We start from the raw sequence: 21,594 nt of genomic DNA, 5'->3' as shown, positions 1-21,594 counted from the left end.
TCGTCCTGCCAGGGTCACGCTCCGTCGTGGCCCGGACACGTTGTCCGAGTAGTAAACGAAGCCGCCGCGCGAAGGACTTCTGATGGCTGAACCGCAGGACGAGAACGTCGACCCGCAACTGTTCGAGCAACTGAAGCTCGACCGGCCGCATACTGCCCGCGTCTACGACTACTTCCTGGGCGGGAAGGACAACTTCGCGATCGACCGGCAGGCCGCCGAGCACCTGCTGCAGGCGTTCCCCGGCTCGCGCGCGACCGCGGTCTCGAACCGGATGTGGATGCACCGCGCGGCCAGGTACGCGGCCGAGCAGGGCATCACCCAGTTCCTCGACATCGGCACCGGCATCCCGACCCAGCCGAACCTGCACGAAGTCGTCCAGGAAATCACGCCGTCGGCCCACGTCGTGTACGCCGACAACGACCCGATCGTGCTCACCCACGCCCGCGCGCTGCTGACCAGCCGGCCGGAAGGCAGGACGGCCTACCTGGACGCCGATCTGACCAAGCCGCGGACGATCCTGGAGTCCGGCGAGGTCAACGAGCTGATCGACTTCGGCGAACCGGTCGCGCTCAGCCTGGTCGGCGTCTTCCACTCGCTCGCCGACGACCTGCGACCGTACGAGATCCTTCGTCAACTGGTCGGGCCACTCGCGCCCGGTTCGATGCTGATCTTCTCGCACGCCACCGGCGACTTCGCCCCGGAAATGTGGGACCGGGCGGTCAAGGGCTTCAAGTCCGACGGTGGCATCAGCGCCCAGGTCCGCAGCAAGGAAGAAGTCACCCGTTTCTTCGACGGCACCGAGCTGGTCGAGCCCGGCGTCGTCACCCCGTTCCGCTGGCACCCGGACGCCGACACCGACCGACGCGTCGCCCGCGGCGAATTCACCGACATCATGTGCAGTCTGTGGGTAGGCGTCGGCCGCAAACCCTGACCGCGGCGCGAAACTCCGATCTCCCGGCAGGAGACCGGCCGAGAGACCGGAGCCGCCTTGCGATCGTCGATGAGACGATCGCCCCCCAGGAACTGGTGAGGTTCGGTTGACGATGGTCAGGGAACGACCGTCAGATCGAACCCGAGCCAGGTCGGAACCGGTCGCGGTTTGCCGTCGGGCTGACCAGGCTTCGTACACCACACCGGGGCTCCCGGGCAGCCGCTGGCCGCAAGCGCGCCACCGACCTTGGTGAACTTGTCCTGCTGCACACCCACGGCCGCCGAGCCGCCGCCGTCGAGCTCCATCGCGAAGCCGGGATCTCCGTCCTGCCCGATCCCGGTGGCGGCGAAGATCCCCGCCAGCTGCAACCGCGCCGGTCCGTCGTTGTACGAACCTCCCTCGAAGATGATCAGCTCGTCGTACTGCTGAAGTCACCCGGCGCGTGGATCATGAAGAAGGTGTCGACCGGGCCCTTCTTGCCGTGCTCGTCGCGGAAATAGGACGGTCCGGGATAGTACGGATCGGAGGCCGGCGTACCACCGGTCGGCCCACTGCTGTCACTGTCCTCGTACATTCCGAGCCGCATCGTGCACTTCGTGTCCTGCCATTTCGTCGTCGTACCAACCTTCGCCGACGGATGTGAAGATGTCGTGAAGACCTCCGATCTCCCGCGGCCGACCGAGACCGGCCCCACGGCGCCACGGCCCGGTGGAAACTTGTTGTGGGGATTGTGAAACATCGGCAGGTCGTTGCCCGATACACCTATCGGGAGGGATCGATGGCTTGTGAGACGGCTCGACGACTGGTCGCGCTGCTGCGGCTGGTGCAGTGGGGATCGACGGTGTCCGGGGCACTGACCGACGAAGCGCTGATCGACAGCTGGTTCGGCCCGGGTGCCGTGCCGCTGGGCGAGTTTCAGCTGAAGGAGTGGCCCTGCACCTACTGCGACGACCCGAACGACGGCTGATCGTCGACAGGTTTACGGATACACCAGGATCGTGACGGTCCGGTTCGGCCATGTCCGTGGCGGGGAGGCCGGCGGTCCCGCCTGGTGTTCGGGGCCGACGGCAACCAGTTCGCCACGAACACGGCCAGGTTAAAGGATAGTGGACGACTACACTTTCCAGAAATCGTCTCGCGCTATGGGACCGTTTGGGTCTGATCGAGGAGTTGCCGGGCGAGTGCGAGCCGGGCGGCGTACGTCGGGTCGGCGGCCGTGAGTTGGGTATACAGGTCGACGGCTTCGCGGGCCGGGGTGAGCGCGGCCGCGTGGTCGTTCGCCGCGAGCATGGCCTGGGTGAGCCGGAGCGCGGCGTCGGCCAGCAGCGGTTTGTACGCCGGGTCCGCCGCTGCCAGGCCGGCGTAGATGTCCCGCGCTTCCTGCCCGGCGGCGATCGCCGCGGGGAGCCGGTTCGCCGCCTGGGCCGCGGCGCGCAGGTTGCCGAGGGCCCAGGCGAGCAGCGGGCGGTCGGCGAGCGCGCGATAGAGGTCGATGCCTTCCTGGATCGCGGCGATCGCCTGGCCGTACTGGCTGGTCTGGACGAGGACGCCACCGAGGATCACCGCCGCTTGCGCGAGGACCGGTCGGTAGCTGGGGTCGGTGGCGGCGAGGTTTCGATAGATCCGGCAGGCTTCGGTCTGGGCGGCGGCGGCAGCCGGGTATCTGGCCGCGGCGGAACAATAGGCCGCGAGGTTGGTGTACGCCCACCCGGTCAGACCCTGATCGCCGATTTGCTGATAGAGGTTGATTGCCTCCTCGGTGACCGAGACGGCCTCGTCCGGGCGGTTCGCATGGCTGAGGTATTGGCCGAGAAAGACGTTCGTCTGGGCGAGGATGCCCCGGTAGTTCGGGTCGGCGGCGGCGAGTTCGGTGTAGATGGACCGTACTTGTTGCTGCGCGTTCACGGCAGCGGGATACCGGCCGGCCCGGTCCAGCACGGCCGAAAGATTCGAGCCGGCCCAGGCCTCGAGTGGCCGGTCCCCGATCTCGTGGAAGGCGTCGATCGCGGCTGCCTCGGACGCGGCGGCTTCGTCGGGCGATCCGGCGTACGACAGGTAGATGCCCAGGTACACGGCCGAGTGCGCCCAGCGCCAGGTGTACGCCTGTCGCGCGCGGCGGAGCCGGAGGAAGAAGACCGCGGCCTTCCGCTCGGCGGCAACCGCGTCCGGATCCCGGCCCTCCCGGTGATCGACGGCCGCCACGCGGGACCATTCCTCGCCCTGTCTGAGCCAGTCGTCGAGTTCCTCCTGCGTCGGCGGCTTCGGTACGACGTACTCGCCGTACGTCTCGGTCGCGGCAATCACCTCGTCGTCACCCGGATGCGGGCGCGCCTGACCCGCGCGGTCGATGCCTCCGATCGCGAGTGCCCGGCCGTCCTTCAGCGCGACCAGCCCGAACCCGAAGCGCCCTGCCGTCATCGGCGCCACCGTGGACCAGAGCCGAAGGCGCGGGTCGTACAGCAACACACTGGGGTAGCCGGTGTCCGGGTTGGCCGCCTCGGTACCACCCGCCAGCAGCAACTGCCCCGAGCTGAGCAGCACCATCTTGTGGTCGGCCCGGCCGCCGGGCAGGTTGGAGTCGGCGGACCACAGGCCGGCCACGGAGTCGTACCGCTCGACCGACCACTGACTGTATTCCTGATAGTTCCATCCGACCGGAACAGTCGAAACCCAGCCTCCGGCCACCAGTACCGACCCATCGGGCAGGAGCGCGGTCGTGTGCGACATCCGCGGCATCGTGAGGCTGCCGGTTGGCGTCCAGCGACCGGTGTCGCTGTTGTAGAGCTCGCAGAAACCCAGCGCGACTCCGTCGCCCCGGCCGGTCGACAGCATCCCGCCGATCACCAGAACATTGCCATCAGCAAGCAGTACGGCGGTGTGGCCCATCCGCGCGTCCGTCATGTCGTCGACCGGTGTCCAGGTCCCGCTGCCCGGGTCGAAGAGCTCGGCCGATGACCAGGATTGGTACGACTCCGGTGTCCTGGCCCCGGCGCCGCCCGCGACGAGCACCTTGCCGCTCGGGAGGCGCGTCGCCGTGTGGCCCCATCGAGCGGTGTGCATGGCACCGGTCTCGGTCCAGGTCTCGGTCTTCAGGTCGAACAGCTCCGCGGTGGCGAGCCCGTCGAACGGGAACGTCAGCTTCCCCGACTCGCCACCGGCGACCAGGACGCGGCCGTCCTTCAGCTGGGTGACGGTGTGATCGCGGCGGCTGGTCAGCATCGGGTTCGACGCCGACCAGACATTGGTCTCCGGGTCGTACAGCGTGACCGCGTCCAGTGCCGTACGCCGGCCGTCGACCCCGCCGGCCACGAGTACGCGACCGTCGTCCAGCAGCATCGACTCGTCGCCGAACAACCCGAGGGCGACCGGCAGCTCCCCCGCCGAATGCCATTCCACTGTCACGATGCCCCCTGGTAACACTCGGCGGAAGCCGTCACGACATCCGCCCCCGCGGCGAACGTCGCGGCTCCGGACCGGTTCAACCCGCCCGCGATCAACACCCGTCCGTCCACCAGCCCGGCGGCGAACCCGAAGCGGCCAACGGTCGGCGCGACCGTCTCGGTCCAGGCCGAGGTCGCCGGGTCGTACACCGCCGCGTTCCGGTACCCGGCGTCGAACGAACCACTGTCCGTCCCGCCCACCTGCAGTACCCGGCCCGACGGCAGCAGCACGTCCCGATGGTGACTGCGGCCCCACGCCATCTCACCGACCCGCTTCCAGGTGCCTTTGTCCGGTTCGAACACCTCGGTCGCCGTCTGGCTGTAACGCTCGTACTCCCAGCTCTGCAATCCACGACCGTCGCCGCCGCTGACCAGGACGCTCCCGTCCAGCAAGCGGGTCGCCTGATGCCCCTTTCGCCCGATCTCCAGGTTGCCGGTCGCTGTCCAGAGCCCGGTCGACGGCTGGTAGAGCTCACACAACGCCTGAGCGCCGTACAGCCCTGGCCCGGCCACCACCGCTCCCCCGACGAGCAGGATCCGGCCGTCGAGCAACGGTACGTCGATGTGGGCGAACCGTGGGTCCGTCATCGGCTCGACCAGCTCCGAGGCCCCTGATCCGGGGTTGAAGATCTCCACCGAGCGGAGCGCCCGATTGGAGTCCGCCGAACGGATAGCGTTGCCACCGGCAACTAGTACCCGGCCGTCCGGGAGCGACGTCGCGGTGTGCGCGAACCGGGCCTGCTGCAGTGCGCCGGCCACGGTCCACTTCTCCGCGACCGGGTCGAAGATCTCGGCAGCGGCCGTCGGCACCTCCGGTCGCGTTGGTTCCCCGATGAGACCACCGGTCACCAGGACCCGGCCGTCGCCGAGCAGGGTCACACCGGCGAGCCGCCGGGGAAGAACGACGGGACCGGTCGCGTGCCAGGCGCCGGCCTCGTAGATCCAGCTGGCACCGAGCGGTTGTCGGCGACTGTCTTCTCCACCGGTGAGCAGCAACGCCTCCCGGTCCTTCAGCCGCAGCAGGCTCGTCTGTCCCGCCCACCAACCGGCGATGGGCAGATCCGCGGCAGCGGTCCACGCCGGGTCAGCCATCGGTCCCGATCTCCGCGACCGTGTAGTGACAGACCAGGAGCAGATCTTCGACGACGCCGGGCTGCAGGAGGTTGTCCGTTGTCCGCAGGGATTCCGGCAGCTGTGCGATCACCGTACGCGGAATGGACAGCACCCAGTCGGCCGCCGTTTCGGTGATTTCGGCGTTGACCTTGGTCAGTCGGCCCTGCGGCTGACCATCCGGCCCCGGGCTCAGCGTCGCCCCGTCCGGCCCGCTCGGCGTCGAGGCCTGCACCTGCAAGGCAGTAGCGGTTCGGTAGACGCCGACGGCCGCTCTCGACAGCACCAGGACAACCGTCGGCTTGTCGACAGTCAGGCGGTGATCGCGGAACAGATACGGGAAGCGATCCTTGGACAGGGTCAGAGTGACTTGCGGGTCGGACGAACCGGCCGGCTGCAGGAACCGGCTCCACTGGTCCGCGAACTCGCGGCGAACGCTGAAGCCCCGGAACATCCCCTGACCGCCACCGGCGTGCACCCACCTGTCGAGCGCGTCGGTGAGCTGCCCGACGGCGTCGGCCCCCAGTCCGCTGCCGCCTTGGCGTGCCGTGTAGCGCAGATGGAGTACGACATCGGTGATCGACTCGTAGTCGAACTGCCGGAACTTGTCCGGCAGGCTCAACTCCCACTCGCTGATCACGCCGGCGCCTTCGAACGGCAGATACCGCTCGTCGCGCAGGTTCGTCTCGAACAGCCCGGCGTCCTCCTGCCCGGCGCTGGTCACGATCGACTCGACGCTCCCGGCCGCGTCCCGGAACCGCGGATCGTTCTGCTTGCGCGGATAGTCCCCGGTGCGCGGATCGACCCGTATCGAGCTCCGCAGCAAGGTCGCGGTCAGATTGACACCGGTGTACGGCCCGGCCACGCACGGCACCGTGATGCTCAGGCTCTTGATCCGGCGCCGGAAATGGCCCGGCGTATCCAGGTCGAACAATGCCTCCGGCAACGAAACGAAGCACCGCCCGGTCTGCTTCAGGCTCTGCAGCGCGTCCGGGTCCAGCTGGGCGATCGAGATCCGTTTGCTCAGCTCGAACTCGCGGGCGTTCGCCTCGCAGTACGCCGCGTCCATCCGGCCGAGGTCGGTGGCCAGCTTCTCGCCGGCCAGCAGGCCCTTGTGCAGGCTGTCCCAGTAGCCGAACTTCACGAAGTTCGAGTCGTCGACGCCGAGTTCGTGCCGGTACGAGCGTTCGGCCCGCTTCGCCACGTCGTACGCCAGTTGGTACGCCTGGAAGTACGTCGTCGAGATCTGGCCGGCCATCCAGTCGTACAGCTCCTGATTGGTGAACTTCGCGTGCAGCAGCTCGTCCGTCGCCTTCGCGTTCGAGATCTGCAGGTCCTGATTGGCCAGCTCGTGTTGCGCGATCTGGAGTTTGATGATGCCGGTCTGGATCTGCTGCTCCAGCTGGTTCGCCTCGAGCCCGGCCTGCGCCGCCTGGAACTGCCAGTCCTCGAAGCGGTGGTCGTAGCCACCGAGCGTCGCCGAGAGTTGCGCGCGGCCCTGCTTCATCCCGACCCCGGCGACATGCGCCTCGGAGATCCCCCGCAGCCCGGCGATGATGTTGCTACTGCCCCACGTCACGCCGATGGTGGTCGGCGTACCCAGCTTGGCGTCCGGCAGCGCGCTGATCACACTGGCGATCATGTTGATCGTCCGCGCGATCTCCAGGTTGCCGAACGTTTCCATGGTGAGCCGCTGGTGCGCGTCCTCCTTGTCGTTCGTCAGTTTCTTGTCCTGGTAGTACTTCTGCTTCGCCTCGGCCGTCGCCTTCGACCGGACCGTCGCCTCCAGCGCCGCCGCGGCCTCGTCGACCTGCTGCTGCTTTACGTCCCGAACGGCGCGCAGTACGGCGAGCTCCTGCGTCGACCGGAGCCGCGCGAGGACCTCCGCGTCACGCTTCTCCAGCGCGGTCAGCAGCGTCGAACCGAACGACTTGACCTCGGCCGCGAGCTCCTTCGCCTTGGCCAGCATCGTGCTGAACCGGTAGTGCGGCAGCGGCGCGTTGATGTCGTCGAGAACCGTACTGAGATCGACGCCGGCGGCCGCGGCCCGGACCAGCAGACCTGGATCGATCGGCGGCCCGAACAACGCGGCCGGCCGTTCGGTACCGTCGATGTTCTGGCAGTGCCGGATTTTGAACAGCCGATCCGCGACCGTGTCCCAGTACCCGAGGAGCTTCTCGTTGCGCGGCAGCCGGAAATAGTTCAGGTACCCGCTGCCGGTGGTCGGCGTGATCGTCGGGTGCACTGATCCACCGGGCATCGGTACCAGGTGCTCCGCGAGCGTGACCGCATCCTGGCCGGGTGTGCTGACCAGCTCCAGATAGCTCTTCGGCGCCGGCTCGGCCCGGTCGGTGACCTCCTCCGGCCGGCGGCCCAGGAGCTCCGAGGCGAGCAGGTACAACTGGGTGGCCTGGTTGATCGACTCCATCGTGTCGCGCCGGAACAACTGGTCGCCCCACGCGATCAGGTTGTCGAGGTACTTCATCACGACGGCCTTCTGGTACGCCGTGGTCCGTAGCCGCGCGACGGCATCCGGCTGGAACGGATTGTCGATCCAGTTGAACACCGCTTGCTCGGCCTCGGTGTCCCCCGTGCCCAGCGCGGCGAGGATCTTCTCGATCCGCTCCTTCTGATAATCGGGATCGGTCTTCTGCGCGAACGGCTTGGTCCGCCAGTACCGCTGCGGCCCGGTCCCGGCCGTCGCGGTCGGATCGAAGATCCGGTGGAACCACTGCTGGGCCTCCTCGAACCGCTGATTCGCCGAAAGCCGCTCGGCAATCATCAACGGGATATGGAAGAACAGCTCCCAGTTGTACGTCGCGTACGCGTCGTCGTCCTCGAAGGCGACCGGCTCGTCCGGGTACGGTTGCGCGACCGCGCCGGCGTTGGCGGCGTACACCGAGTCCGGCTCGCTACCGAAGTTGAAGCGTACCGGCAGGAAGCTCTCCGGATCGGCCTGCAGCACCGGATCGAACAGCGCCTCGAGTCCGAAATTGGTCAGTGTCCCGATGAACAGCTCGACGTGCGGGTGGTAGAACCTGACGAACTTCGCCATCAGGAACTCCCAGCCGTCCGACGCCGCGGGCACCACCGCGCCGAGGTCACTTGCCGGCGCCGGGCCGGGCACAACCAGCGTGCCACTCACCGGCGGCTGGAGCGCGGCACCCGGCGGGACCGCGGGAGGCGGTCCAGTCAGCAACGCAGGTGGCGCGGCGGCAGCGATCGGCGTACGGCCGGAGGCGAGCGCGCGGGCGAGCGCGGGCAGCGGGCGCTCGGTCCCCGGGTCCGGCTGGTAGTACTTGAACGGCTCGACCAGGTACGTCCGGGTCGCGTCGGTGAAGAACATCGCCAGGTTCTCCCAGTTCCGGAAGTACTGGTGTGGGTACAGCACCCGGAACGGCGTGGCGCCCGGTGTCCGATCCATCCGCCGCAGCATCGTCAGCGGGTCCTCCTGCGACGGGAGCCACAGCTTGCCGTCGCCGTCCGGCCGCTCCACGAACTCGTTGTTCTGCGTGTACGTGTTGGTCGGCACCGGCACGATCGGCGGAATGTCTCCCGGCGGACGCAGCGTCAGTGGAGCGACGCTCACCGTCCCGCGGCGGGAGCTCAACTGGAAACCTCCCGCGACGCCCTTGGTGAACGTGATCGAGATCGGGAACGTGAAGGAGTAGTCCCAGGTGCCGTTCAGCATGCACCAGATGACCAGGTCGCCGCTGGTGGGATCGATCGCCGGCCGGCAGACGTACAGATCCTTCCGCTTCGCGTCCTCGGGTGGCGTCAGCGGGTAGACGAATGGGCCGATCACCTCTTGATACGGCGGGATCGCGGTGCTGAGCACCTGCTGCGAGATCTTCTTCGCCTGCCATTGCCCGTTGACGTACTGGCTCCAGTTGAGCTTGATCTCCCAATGTTTGTCCGGCAGCGGGATGACGCCGTTGTCCGGCGGGAACTTGATCGGCTGCGGTTCGGCCACCTCGACGAAACTCAGCCAGAAGATGTAGAGCCGCTCGTTCCAGACGACCGGGACCAGGGTCTCGCCCTCGATGTCCAGCTCGATGTGCTGCCACGGCGTCCATTCGCCGATCCCGTACTGCAGCTCCTGACCGTCGTACGTGAACTGGCGGAAGTAGTACTGCCGCGGCGTCGACTCGGTCCGGGCGAAGACGTACAGCGTCGTCTCGAACAGCTTCTCGTTGTAGTAGCTGTACATGCCGCACGGCTGCAGCCGGGCTACGCCGTTGAGTTGCTCGAGGTAGTTCAGGAAGGTCGCTTCGACGGCGTCGTTCGTCACCTCGCCCTGGAGCAGTTCGTTCTCGACGTCGACGAAGAACGGCGACTTCCCGGCCCGTAGCTCGGGTTCGGTGTAGTTCTCCGGGTACAGGAAGATCTTCTGGTTCGCCTCCCACAGGCGGTATTCCTGCATCCACTCCCAGCGCGGCCACGCGTAGCGCGAACCGTCGTCCGCGGTCGGTTCCAGGTGCAGCCGGCAGCGCTCGATGAACAGTTGCACGCTGTAGATCGCCTGGGCGAGACGGGTCGTCTGCTGGCACGGGCCCATCTCGACGTCGAGCAGGAAGTAGTTGTGTACGCCGATCTCGTCCGACCAGGCCGGCGCCCCGTCGACCATGATCGGGTTCGCCACCAGGTACGACAGCAACGCGGACCGCTGGAGCTCACGCAGCTTGTCCTGGAGTGGCCCGCCGACTGCCGGCCAGTCCGGCAGCGCGTACTTGGCCTTCGCCGCCTGCCACGCGGCTTCACCAGCCTGCGCGGTCGGTTCGGCGGCCAGCCAGGCGCCGGCGCGAGTCGCGGACACGCCCAGCCGCTGGATGACCCTGACCGCGCCAGTGAGCGCCAGCAGGTTCCGTTCGTCGGCGAACTCGGCGACCTGGTCGAGGCCGAGGAGCCCTGCCAGCACCGTGACGTCGTCGAGGTTCCAGCCGGTCTCCGTACTGAGCGCGGCAAGCACCGAGGCCACCGTGCTCCCGGCCGTACCAACCGCAGCGAAGACCGCGCCCACCGTCGGTACGGCGGTCCGTAGCCGCAGCAACGCGAGCAACCTGAGGAGCGGTCCGAACAACGGGGACGCGCCCGCGACGTCCGCCCGCGGCAAGGTATTGAGATCCAGCCAACCGGCGGACACGTACCCGCAGCTCAACGGCAGGTCCCGCGCCCCGATCCCAGCTCGGGTGAGCAGCAGCGCGACCCGATGCAGTTGCGTCAGCGCGACGTACTGCGCGGGGAAGCCGGAGCGGATCACCGGTACGGCAGGATCGCTGCCGACGTACTCCGGCGCGAGGAACGTGGCGATCGGAACGGTGGGCAGCCAGGTCCCGAGCAGCGCCTCGACGGTGGCGGCATCGAGACCGGTCGCGGTTCCGAGGTGCTGCTTCACCGCGGTCTCGGTGAGCAGCTTCCGGACGACCGGTCCGAGCTTCGCCTGGACGATCCGGAATCGCCCCGCCGCACCGAGATCGGTGGCGAACAGCGCATCCGCCTCGGCCCGCGTGAAGAACTGGTTGCCGTCGGCAATCGGCGTCTCGAGCTGCAGCCGGCGCAGGTCCGCGACCGCCACCTTGAAGGCGGGATCGTTCGACGCCGCCGACAGGATCTCGGCATCGGCCGCCGACAGGAATCCGCGACAGCACAACGAGCCGGTGGTCGCGTCGTAGTACACCCGACCCGCCATCGGCTTCGGCAGGTCGAGGTCACCGGGAAGCGCGGTCAGCCGCGTGGCGTACGTGGGTGGCCGCAGTGCCTTCATCCGGCTCGCGACCGCATCGCGTGGAGCGTCCCACAAAGCGAGGATCGCGGCGCGGTACGCCGCGTCCGCACTCAGACCTTCGAGTTGCTGCCGGTCGGCGTCCGTCATCGGTCCGGTGCAGATCAGCTGCAGGTCGACCGGGTCATAACGTACCGGCAGACCTGCAGGTATCGCGGTCGGTAGTGTCGCGAGCGGCTCCTGATAGACCGTCGTACCCCGCAAGGTCGCGAGCGCATCGTCAACGGCCGCCGCATCCCAGCCGAGCAGTCCGAGGTTCTTCCGGGTGAGATCACCCTGGTCGTCGTCGCTCTGCGCGGTCTCCTGGTAGACGTCCTGCAGTGCCGCCCGCAGCGCCGTCAGCGTCAGCTCCAGCTGCCCGTCGTCCGGCACGCCGGTGAGCGAACCGGCCAGGATGGTGTCCAGATCGCCGATTCCGAACGCGGACAGCTCCTGTACCGCGTCGGCGAGGCGGCTCAGTCGGTCGAGCGCGACGTCGACCGGGATCGCGGCCGCCGAGGTGACCGGCGGCGCGGAGAAGCGCGGCAGCGCCCCGGCCTGCAGCTCCGACTCGTGCTGATCCCGAAGGACGGGCGGCGGAGGCGTGGGGAACCGCATCAGCTGTCCACCCATCAGCTCGGCCTCAGCCGGGGTCTGCAGCGTCACTGACTGCAAGGTCAGCCCAGACAGCTCCATCAGCCGCAGCAGGTCCGCGACGCTCAACCCGAGCGCCTTGGCCAGTGTCACCGTGCGGACCAGGGCAGACAGGTTGTCGAGTGTGACAGTACGGTCAGGCGTCACCGACCGTGGACCGTTCACCAGTAGCAACAACTCCTCGTCCGTCACCTGCAATACGGCCAGCAGGCCAGCCGTGACCGTGGAGTCCAGCAGCGGTCCGTTGACTGCCACCTCGGTCCGCGTGGCGTTCAGCGCGAACGGGTTCGCGACACCCGGCTGCGTCACGACGACTGTCGGATCGAGGAACAATCGGTCGTACAGCGGTAGCTGGTCGACCGATGGATAAGTGAACCCATCGAAACGGCCGATCAAGACGAGCACGCGCTCAAGGGGCAGGTCGAGTCGCTCGGCGAGTCGTCGTACCGCTGCCAACTGCGCCAGCGTGGTCCGGTTGAGTGTCCCTCCTCCGAGAGCGGCGATGGCGCGGTCCAGCTCGCTCGGCAACCACCCGAGCGCACGCTGCAGCCGCACGAAGCGGTGCATCCGGTCGAGTGCGTCCGTAGTCAGCTGAGCGATCCGCATCCCCGCGGTGTTGCACGGGTCGGCTGGATCAACCGTGATCTGGAGGTTGACGAACCTGGTCTCCAGTACTGCCACCAGGTCCGCGTAGTTCAGCCCGGACCGGTAGAGCACGGCACGAACCGGCAACAGGTCCTCGATCAGGGAGTCCGGCGTGGTGTCCGCCGGGAACCCCCAGAACTCCGGCAACGTACGGGCCGGAGTCAGCGCCTCCCCCGAGACGATCTGCGCCGCCACCTTCGTCAGACCGAGGACTTCCTCGACGACGAGCGCCGAGTCGGCGCCCGGCGCACTGGTTGCCCTGAGCAATGCTTCGCGGGGTACGCCGAGTTGGTCGAGCGCGGTGCCGATCTGCAGTCGCCATAGGTCGAACGGCAGCCCCCACGGGTACACGGCGGTCCGCAACGTCGCGTACGCGCCGGCGTTCACGTGCTGGGGGCGAACCCGCAGCTGGCCCGGATCGCCACTCGTCTGCCGGTCGGCAGCGGGGACGGCAGTCGTCGGCGAGACCGCCGTCTCCAGGAGCTCGTTGACCAGGTCGACGTACGGCAGCTGCAGGTTGGTGTTGTCGCAGCTGAGCTTCAGCTCCCACAGGTCGTGACGGCGGGAACTCAACGGGTCGCCCTGCGCCTCGGCGAACCCCTCGCCGCCGCGCGGATACCCGTAGTCGATGCCGAGCTCGCGCAGGAACGTCAGCAGATCGGCCAAGTACGCCGCTTGGCTGTAGAGCGATCGGCACTCGGCGCAGGCGCAGTAGTCGGTCGACCCGAACAGCTCTTCCCAGTTCGGGATCTGATCCGTCAACGGCTGCAACGGAGCCAGCCACGGTACGTCGATCTGCCCCGCTGACCGCAGGTCCGTGACCAGATTGACCGCCGCGGCATGCACCTGCACCGCCCGGCTGTGAATCCGGCGCGCCTCGTCCACGTCGACGTCGCCCGCAAGCTTGTCGGCGAACTCGTCCGGTCCGTACGCGACAACCGCCGAGGCCGACGTGAATCCCTGCGTACGAAGGGCTTGCATCGCCTCGAAGCGCGGTGCGATTTTCAGCGTACGCTGAATCTCCGCGAGTGTTGAACGGGCATCCTCGCCGGGTACCGAGGTCGCGTTCACCGGCGTACCGACGAGATCGAAGTCGGGGTTGTCCGCCAGGAACGCCGCCGCCGGATCGATCGCCGTGGTCCGCTCAGTGGTCTGCTGGGCCGTCTGCGCGGCGGCCAGCCGATGCGCGACGTACGCGGTCGGGAACCAGGCTGCCAGCCGACCCTTCACTTTCGCCGGCAGGTCATCGGCTGTGACGAGATCCTTGACCTGCCCGCATCTCTCCAGGAGCGAGCCGACCAGCTCGGTGTCACCGTCGGTCAGCGCGCCGAGTTCGAAGGTCAGCTTCAGCCGGGCGGCGTACGGCTCGGGTCCGACGGCTGACCAGAACGCCCGCAGGTCATCGCGGTGTTCCAGGTACGCCGCCACCACCGCTGACCGCTGCGCCTCGTCCGGAATGGCTTTCGAGAACAGCTGACCGACCAGGCCGGCGCCGCCGGTGACGGCTGCGGCCTCCCGCGCGCGAAGCTCCTGGACCAGATTGCCACCAGACTCGATCACCGCCGCGTCCGCGGCCCTGGTCAATGCCGCCCCGAGCTCACTGGCCGGTACGTTGGCGAGCGCGGCCAGGTCGCTCGGCTGATCCATCCGCAGCAGACCGTAGAACTGCTCCGCCGGCAGACCGGTCGCGGCCGCATGCCGACTCGCGACCGCGAGTGCCTCGACCTGACTCGGATCGACTCCGGACGCCCGGGCCAGGAACTCGTAGTCGCCCGGCTCGGTCAGCGCGGTCAGCTGCTGCCCGTCGAGATGCGGCTCGACGGCGCCGACGGCCCGGGCGTACTCGGGTGCCGGCGCGCCAGGAACCTGCAGGTCCACCACCTCATCGGCGGTCGCCGACGGACGGACGACCGACCACGTCCGGCCGTCGACCGATGCTTCGACAACGAGGTCGAACCCGGACCCGCGCGGCGGGAACACGATCGTGTACGTGCCGTCGGCGCCGGTCGTCGCGCTCCCCAGCTCCTCGGTCGACCGCAACCGGCGCACTCCGGCGCGGACCTCGAGCCCGGCGACCGCGCCGCCGTCCGGCCGGCGCACGTGCCCCCGGACGGAGGCCGTGCCTGACGATGTGCCTGAAGTTGTAGCTGCCACGGTAAGCCCCCCGGGCTACTTGGAAGTGGTGACGAACGGTATGTGCTCGTTGAGCAGGGTCCTGGCCAGATCCGCGGTCGGCGGGGCGCCGGTGAACACCCACTGCACGAACCGGGGCTCACCGATCGCGGCGCCCGCCGCGCGCCAGGAGACGTCCTTCTTGACCTGGTCCAGGATCGCTTTGGAGGCCGGCACGGCGCCGACGACCACCGCGCCGTCGACGGTCCGGTGCGTCAGGTAGCTCTTGACCTCGACCCGTAACTCCATGCCGTTGACGCGGGCGCGAACGTCGAAGAAACGCGGCCCTTCCGGAGTCATCTCCAGAATCTGCTTGTGGGTCCCGCGGTACAGCTCGGCCTGGTGCTGCTGGTTCACCGCCGCCCGCTCGTTACCGGTTCCCTTGGTGTTCTTCACCTGCTGCCCGGTGCGTGTCGTCGGCCCGCCCGGCCCCAGCTGTCGGTCCGGCCCGGTGTACTCGACCGGTCCTTTCGGCGGTGCCGCCTCCGGCTTGGCCTTCGGCGCCTGCGCTTTGCCCCGGGCCTCCAGCGCCACCGGAGACCCGGCTCCGCCACCGCCCTGGCGCCCGGCCGGTGCGGAGACCGGCTCGGACTTCGGGACCGGAACCGTGACTCCTTCCGGCGTCACCGCGACGGTGGCCGGCTCGGTCCGGGCCGATCCGTGTCCGCCGCCGCCCTCGCCGCGGGCTCCGTCCAGCAGCATCCCGGCCGAGACCCACTCGCGGGCCGCCGTCCGGGCGTCGCCCTCCTTCATCGCCTTGAGGCTGTTCTCGACGTTCTTCGCGCCGATGTAGAAGGGGTTGTAGAGGTTCACGACATTGCGCACGCCCTCGAAGGCATTGTTGCCCTCGCGATAGGCCGCCGCTATCTCGTCGTGGCCGCGCTGGAAGTCCGCTTCGCGCTCCTCCGGCGTCTTCGGCCGGATGAACTCCCAGGCGCCGGCCACGTTGCCGCGGACCGCGTCCCAGGCGCCGAGCGCCATGTTCGACGCCGTCGACATCGTCGTCCGGGCGGCCTGGTCGCCTTCCCGGTCCGCGTGCCCGGTCGGGTCATGGAACCGGACCGGGTTCGCGCTGACGTAGAGGTAAAGGTTCGGGCCGTCGACGAACCCGGCCGGGTCCGGAGTGAGCCAGCGACCGAGCCAGCACGCGTAGTACCTGGCGCCGTGGTAGTACAGACCGGTCTTGGCGTCCTTCTCCTTGCCGGTGAAGCGATAGCGCTTCTTGCTCACGCCCGCACCCCGATCGGAATGAAAGGACGTCGTGCCGTACGGGTGGTACTCCTCGTACGACAAGAGGTTGCCATCGGCATCCACCTCGACGTACGAACTGCCGAGGTGGTCACCGAGCTGGTACCGGCTGACCGGCCGCGGCGCCGACACCGGCCGGCCCGAGTCGATCGTGGTCGATTCGACCAGCGCGATCCGGCGATCGCCGTCCATGACGTGCAACGTGTGTTCCTCGCGCTGGACCCGATCGCCGACCAGCTGACGGTAGATCTCGGTTCCGCCGAGATAGATCCGTACGTCGGTCGTACCGGCCGCGACGATCGTCGCCCGAACGCGCTGCCCGGTCGCGTCGTACTGGTAGTACGCCGTGCCGCCACCGCCGAGATCAACCTCGGTCAACCGGTTGTCGCTGTCCCAGACCAGTTCAGGAAGGTGTGGCATCGCGGTCAAGTTTCCGTTGGCATCGTGCCTGTAGGTCGCGGCGAACTGTGCATCGGCGTCACCCGGAACACTCGTCGCCAGGAGCCGGTTTCCGTCCGCGGCCGTGGCATAACGGCGACGCCAGGTCGCGGCGCCGTTCACCTGATGGCTCATCGACCGGAAGTTGCCGCTCTCGTCGTACTCGTAGACCTCGCGATAGCGCCGCATCGCGTTCAGATCGTTGACATGCGGGATGCGGTACCGCACCGGGTCATCCGGGCCGGGTTGCTCGGTCGCCGTCTGGCCGATGTGTTCCCGGCCCTCCGCCGCGATGAGGCGGTAGGTCGGGTCGTACTCGTAGCGGCGATCCGGGGTCACGACCTGATTGGCGAAGAACAGTGTTTGCTGGGCCGCGTCAGTGATCTCCACGATGTTGCCGGCGCTGTCGTACGTATAGCCCAGGTCTTGGCACACGGTCATGCCCCGGACGCTCGTCAAGTTGGTCAGCCGGAACGACTCCGGGTCATAGCTGTACGTCGTACGGATGCCGGAACCGAGTTCGAGCCGGACCCGTTGGCCGCGGGCGTTGTAGTCGACGTTCGTGACGTACGGAACCCAGTCGGCGCCGATCGCGACCTCGATCTTCTCCAGCAGGTTCGCCTCGTTGTACGCCGGCCGGATCCGGCTTCCGTCGGGTGCCGTGAGCAACGTCGGGCGGTTGAGCGCGTCGAAGGCGGTCACGGTGTCGTACGAGTTGTCCTCCAGCGACGTGGCCATCAGCGCCAGCGCCGACGCGGGATCGTCGACGGCCGCGATCGCCGACCAGTCGGGTTGCCGGATCGCATCGACGGTCAGCAGCCGCGCGGTGTGCAGCACGTTGCCTTTGAAGTCGACGTCCGCCGTCCGCGCCAGCCCGGCGCCGTCGAAGGTCAGGTACGGCTTGGTGCGCAGATTGTGCGCCTCGGCATCGGGGGCGCGCTCGCCGTAGTAGTACCGCAACAGCAGCCGCGCGTCAGCGTACGCATGGGTCGGTCGGCGCAGGTCGTCGTACCGCCAGCTACTGACGATGCCGCGGCCGTCCCACGCCGTGTGCGGCGCCCCGGTGATATCGGCCAAGGACCAGCGGTCACCGGCGTCCGGGCCGTGGCTTCGCGCCACACGGCCGAGCATGTCGAACTGTTGCTCCAGCACCTTGTTGCCGCGAGCATCGAGGGTTCCGAGTTCGTTGCCCTGAACATCGAGATCGAGGCGGGTACGGAAGATCTCGGCCTTGTTGTCGGCAAGCGTCAGATAGGTCCGGCCGAGCGAGTCCCGCCGGGTCGTCGTGAAGGTCCGGTCGTACGCCGACGACAGCTCGGCCGCCCGGGTGCCTTGCCGTTCCAGGTACCAGCGACTGTCGAGGACGGTGTCCCCGGCATCCCATTGCTGTTCTTCCCAGCTGCCATGCACGACCTTCGTGTACGTCCCGTCCGGCAGGTCGGTTCGTACCGGTCGGCCGAGCGGGTCGTAGCGCAGTACGGCGGTGACACCCGACCGTACCAACTCGTCCTCGGTGTCGAAGTCGGCCGTCTTCGCGAAGTACGGCTCGTACCGCTTCACCGGCATGCCCTTGTTGTCGTACACGACCCGCCCGGTACCTACCCAGCGCGGAAGTCCGTCGTCACCCGGTTCGGCCTGGACCTTGATCAGCATCACGCGACCGGTTCCATCGGAGTACGCCCTCGACTCCTGGACCTTCGCGCCCTTGTGTTCTTCGCGCGCATAGGTCCGGACGACCACCGGTTGCACGGTGAGGTCGTACTCGAGCCAGGTGGTCGGCGCGTCGAGGGTGTCCCCCGCACCGTTCTTTCCTTGCACGACGGTCGCGGTGATCAGGCCGACCTCGTCGATCCGGACCATCGACTTGTTGCCATTCGCATCTGTCATCACGGTCGGCTGCAGTACACGGTAGTCGAACTCGGCCACCGAGATGTTGCCGACCGGGTCCTGCACGCGTACGGGCGCCAGCAGGTGCACGTCGTACTCGATCCGGCTGACCGCGCCAAATGGATCGATGACCGCGACCGGCAGGCAGAAGCGATCCGCGTCGAGTTGCTGCCGGCTCGACGGCGACCACCATCCGGACTCGCCATCGATCCTGACGTAGCCTGCCGCGCCGAGCATCGCGTCCGGCACCCGGTCGCCGTACAGCTTGGCCGGTTGACCGTCCTCGAACGCTTGCTGAAAGCCGCGCGCCGGAATGGCCCGCGACCCGACCGACCCCACGGGCAGCTCGGTCCGCAGATCGTCTGACTGATACAGCTGGAGCTTGCGTGCGATGGAGCGCCGCTCCGGTGCTCCCGACAGGTCCTGTTGGTACGGGATCGGAGTGCAAGCATCGATCGCGTGGCCGAGCGTGACCGGGTCGAAGCGCCCGTCCGCCGGCACGCCGCCGATCTCGAAGGACTGCTCCGACGTCAGGCTTCCGACCCGCCGCGGACCCGTATCGGCCACCTGATTCGCCACCGTGCGGTCGGTGCACGTCAGGTGGGTACGCGTCTGTTCCGGATCGCCTGGCGCCGTCCGGCCGTACGAAACGCTCGCGGATCGCAGCACGTTGCCCCAGTCGTCCACGCGCAACACCAACTCATGGGTGACGCGCGGATCACCGGCCTGCCGCTCGGTGTGGGTCGTGATCGTCTGATCGGGCAACCGCAGGAAGACCGCATCGCGCCCGTCGACCGACGGCTGCATCATCCGGAGCCCGTAACTCGACTCGGTCACCTGGTACGGCTCGTTCTCCAGCGGTGTGCCGTCGTCCGCGCAGATCTCCTCGCGTAGCACGGCGCCCCGCAACGCGCGGCAGGCTTCCCGCTCCTCCTCAGCCGTCAGACCGACCGGGATCGGGGCGGCCTGGTCGCGCCGTCCGGTGTGCTGCCACCGCTTGATCACGGCCGGAGGCTGGAACAGCTCCGACGGTTCGACCCTGAGCGCGTCCCGCTGCTCGACGTACCCGAAGCCGCGAAACTCCCGGTCGACGCCGTCGTAGTAGCCGTGCCGATAGGTGTACGTCGTCACCAGACTCGTCTCGGCAACCGCGTCGACGAGCTCGACCTCGCTCACGACCATCACCGGAACCGGCAGCCGCGTCTCCCACTCGATGCCCGCGGCCCTGTCCCGCAGGTAGTACGCGGTCGACGACTCGTACCGCATCGTCGTACTCAGCCCGCGATTGTTGTCCACCCGCGAGAGCAAATGTGGCTTGCCGTCCGCCATCAGGTCCACGTACCGAAGCTGGGCCTCACCGTCCGGGCGGTCCTCCGCGATCACCAGGCAGGACGTGCCCTTGCCCAGGGCATCGGCCACCTGTACGTCGCCGTTCGGGCACGCCACCAGCACACTCTCCGGCGTACTCCACGAGTTGCCCGCCTGGTTGAACCAGACGCTGACGTGGTCCGGGCCGACGTACAACAGATCCGTCGGGCCACTCCCGTCGACGTCACCGAAACGAATGCGGCGTTGATCGAAACGGTCCGGGGTGTCGAACACCGGCGCGTTCGACATCATCACCTTCGCGCCGAAACGGCCGTAGCCAAGACTCGGCCAGTACGCCGTCTCGCCGTTGCGGACGCGGACCAGATCAGTCAGTCCGTCACCGGACATGTCGGCCAGGTACACCGCCTGCTCCGGATCGGCGAACACCAGCCTCGGACCGTGATCGTCATCGGCAGGCGCGTCGACCCGCCGCGCCGGCTGCCATCCGTCCGGTCCGGTCGACTCGTACCAGGTGAACCCGTCGTCGGAAGTACACAGTAGATCGGAGAAGCCGTCCCCGGTCAGATCAACCATCCGGAGGTTCGGATCGTCGAACGCCTGCGTCGGCGCGGACCCGAACGGCTCGAACCCCGACCAGGCGCGATCGACCCGGCCGAAGTACCCCCGCCCCCTGGTGTCAACAAGGTCCTGGACCCCGTCACCCGTGACATCGAGAAACTGCAGACCCGCCCCGAGGGACACCCCGGACGGCACCGGATCGACCGCTCGCGGCGGCGCGATCACACCGCCGCCGTCATTCGCCCGGTAGTACCAGGCACCACCCTGCTCGGCCAGCAGACCGGTCACACCTTCACCGTCGAGATCGGTCCACCGATAGCCGGAGGCGTTCAGGCCCTGCCCGCTGAACGGTACCGGCCGGTCCGACACCTTGCGCGGCGTGTACTCGAACCCGAGGCCGGGCAGCACCTTCGAACTGCCGCCGAGATAGCCCCGATGCACGACCGAAGTGAGTTGCGTCAAAGCAGGGTTCGCGGCGTACGCCAGATCGGTCGAGCGGACCAGGACCGGCTGATCACCCAACTCGTCGATCCGATGGAACATCAGCAGCCGCCGGCACAACCGGTTCACCCGCTGCTCGAACCCGGCCCGGTACGTGGAGTACGGATCGAGCCGCGCCGGCCACGGCCGTACTTCGTCGGGAGCCTGGTCATGCTCCCCGTAGTCGAGCACCAGCTCGAACAGGAAGTCCGCCGCGACACCCGGCCGCGCGTTGCCGTAGCGAATCCGCTTCAGATACCTGTACGCAAAGGCGTTCCGATCGGTGCCCGCGGCATCTTCCTGCTTGTACTCGTAGCCGACGACGTTGCCGTGATCGTCGGCAGAGCTCTCCAGCAACCATCGATACACCCGGCCCGGATCGTCCGGGTCCACGATCCGGGCGCTCGGATCCCGCCCGTAGATCCGCTCGAGGTTGTCGCCGCCGGTGATCCGCCAGTGCAGGTCGCCGGTGACCACGTGCCGCCACCGCTCGATCCGCTCGAACGCGCCCTCGGTCCGTGGCCGGTAGAGCTCGACCACGAAGTCCCCGTCGGTCCGGCGTACCGGCAACCATCGTCCGTCCACCTCGCGCAGTGCCGGTACCAGGTCCTCCGCGCCGGTCAGCTGGAAGACGTCGGACTCGTCGTATTTCGGTACGCCCTGGTCCGTACGCCGTGAAACTGAAGGCAGTTCGACATTCCAGCCGACCCCGAACGGGCTGTTTCCGGCACCGGAGTCGTACGCCAGCGACAGCCGCGGCGCCGCCGCCCCACGACCGGGACTCATCGTCACCGGCACGCTCACCGACGCCGTACCGGTGACCGGATTCGCCGACGTCTTCTCCCCCAGCCCGCGAATCCCACCCCCGGGTTTGGGCAACGACAACGACGGCAAATCACGCACGACAGCCTGTTCCGGCATCAACGACTCCCCCAGCCTCA

Annotated in this window: 8 protein-coding genes; 2 read left to right on the top strand and 6 right to left on the bottom strand. The window is 68.1% G+C overall.

What is annotated here, in order from left to right; translation table 11 throughout:
* Positions 1–82 precede the first annotated feature (82 nt).
* Positions 83–931, top strand: a complete 849-nt coding sequence (locus HDA44_RS03560) for an SAM-dependent methyltransferase (protein WP_184831288.1) — start codon at positions 83–85, stop codon at positions 929–931.
* 116 nt (positions 932–1,047) lie between these two features.
* On the opposite strand, the gene HDA44_RS03555 is transcribed toward HDA44_RS03560, so the two are convergent.
* The gene (locus HDA44_RS03555) at positions 1,048–1,299 is read right to left on the bottom strand and encodes a hypothetical protein (RefSeq protein ID WP_184831286.1); all 252 of its coding nucleotides are present in this window, start codon (positions 1,297–1,299) and stop codon (positions 1,048–1,050) included.
* Between the two features lie 41 nt (positions 1,300–1,340).
* Positions 1,341–1,517, bottom strand: a complete 177-nt coding sequence (locus HDA44_RS03550) for a hypothetical protein (RefSeq protein ID WP_184831284.1) — start codon at positions 1,515–1,517, stop codon at positions 1,341–1,343.
* Positions 1,518–1,709: 192 nt separating this feature from the next.
* On the opposite strand from HDA44_RS03550, the gene HDA44_RS03545 reads away from it, so the two are divergent.
* Positions 1,710–1,898, top strand: coding sequence for a hypothetical protein (locus HDA44_RS03545; RefSeq protein WP_184831282.1), 189 nt, complete (start codon positions 1,710–1,712; stop codon positions 1,896–1,898).
* Positions 1,899–2,071: 173 nt separating this feature from the next.
* On the opposite strand, the gene HDA44_RS03540 is transcribed toward HDA44_RS03545, so the two are convergent.
* From HDA44_RS03540 to HDA44_RS03525, 4 genes are all read right to left on the bottom strand, one after another.
* Positions 2,072–4,333 (bottom strand): tetratricopeptide repeat protein, encoded by a 2,262-nt coding sequence (locus HDA44_RS03540; protein WP_184831280.1) that lies wholly within the window; start codon positions 4,331–4,333, stop codon positions 2,072–2,074.
* Entirely contained in the window at positions 4,330–5,463 is a 1,134-nt protein-coding gene (locus HDA44_RS03535) for a Kelch repeat-containing protein (protein WP_184831278.1), read from the bottom strand. Before HDA44_RS03535 ends, HDA44_RS03540 begins: the two co-directional genes overlap by 4 nt.
* Positions 5,456–14,641, bottom strand: a complete 9,186-nt coding sequence (locus HDA44_RS03530) for a Tc toxin subunit A-related protein (RefSeq protein WP_184831276.1) — start codon at positions 14,639–14,641, stop codon at positions 5,456–5,458. Before HDA44_RS03530 ends, HDA44_RS03535 begins: the two co-directional genes overlap by 8 nt.
* A gap of 69 nt (positions 14,642–14,710) precedes the next feature.
* Positions 14,711–21,574, bottom strand: a complete 6,864-nt coding sequence (locus tag HDA44_RS03525) for a SpvB/TcaC N-terminal domain-containing protein (protein WP_184831273.1) — start codon at positions 21,572–21,574, stop codon at positions 14,711–14,713.
* Between the last annotated feature and the right edge of the window lie 20 nt (positions 21,575–21,594).

This window comes from Kribbella solani (assembly GCF_014205295.1).
GTDB classification, from domain to species: Bacteria; Actinomycetota; Actinomycetes; order Propionibacteriales; family Kribbellaceae; genus Kribbella; species Kribbella solani.
The sequence above is the reverse complement of the archived record's forward strand: the minus strand, read 5'-3'. Positions and strand labels throughout refer to the sequence as shown.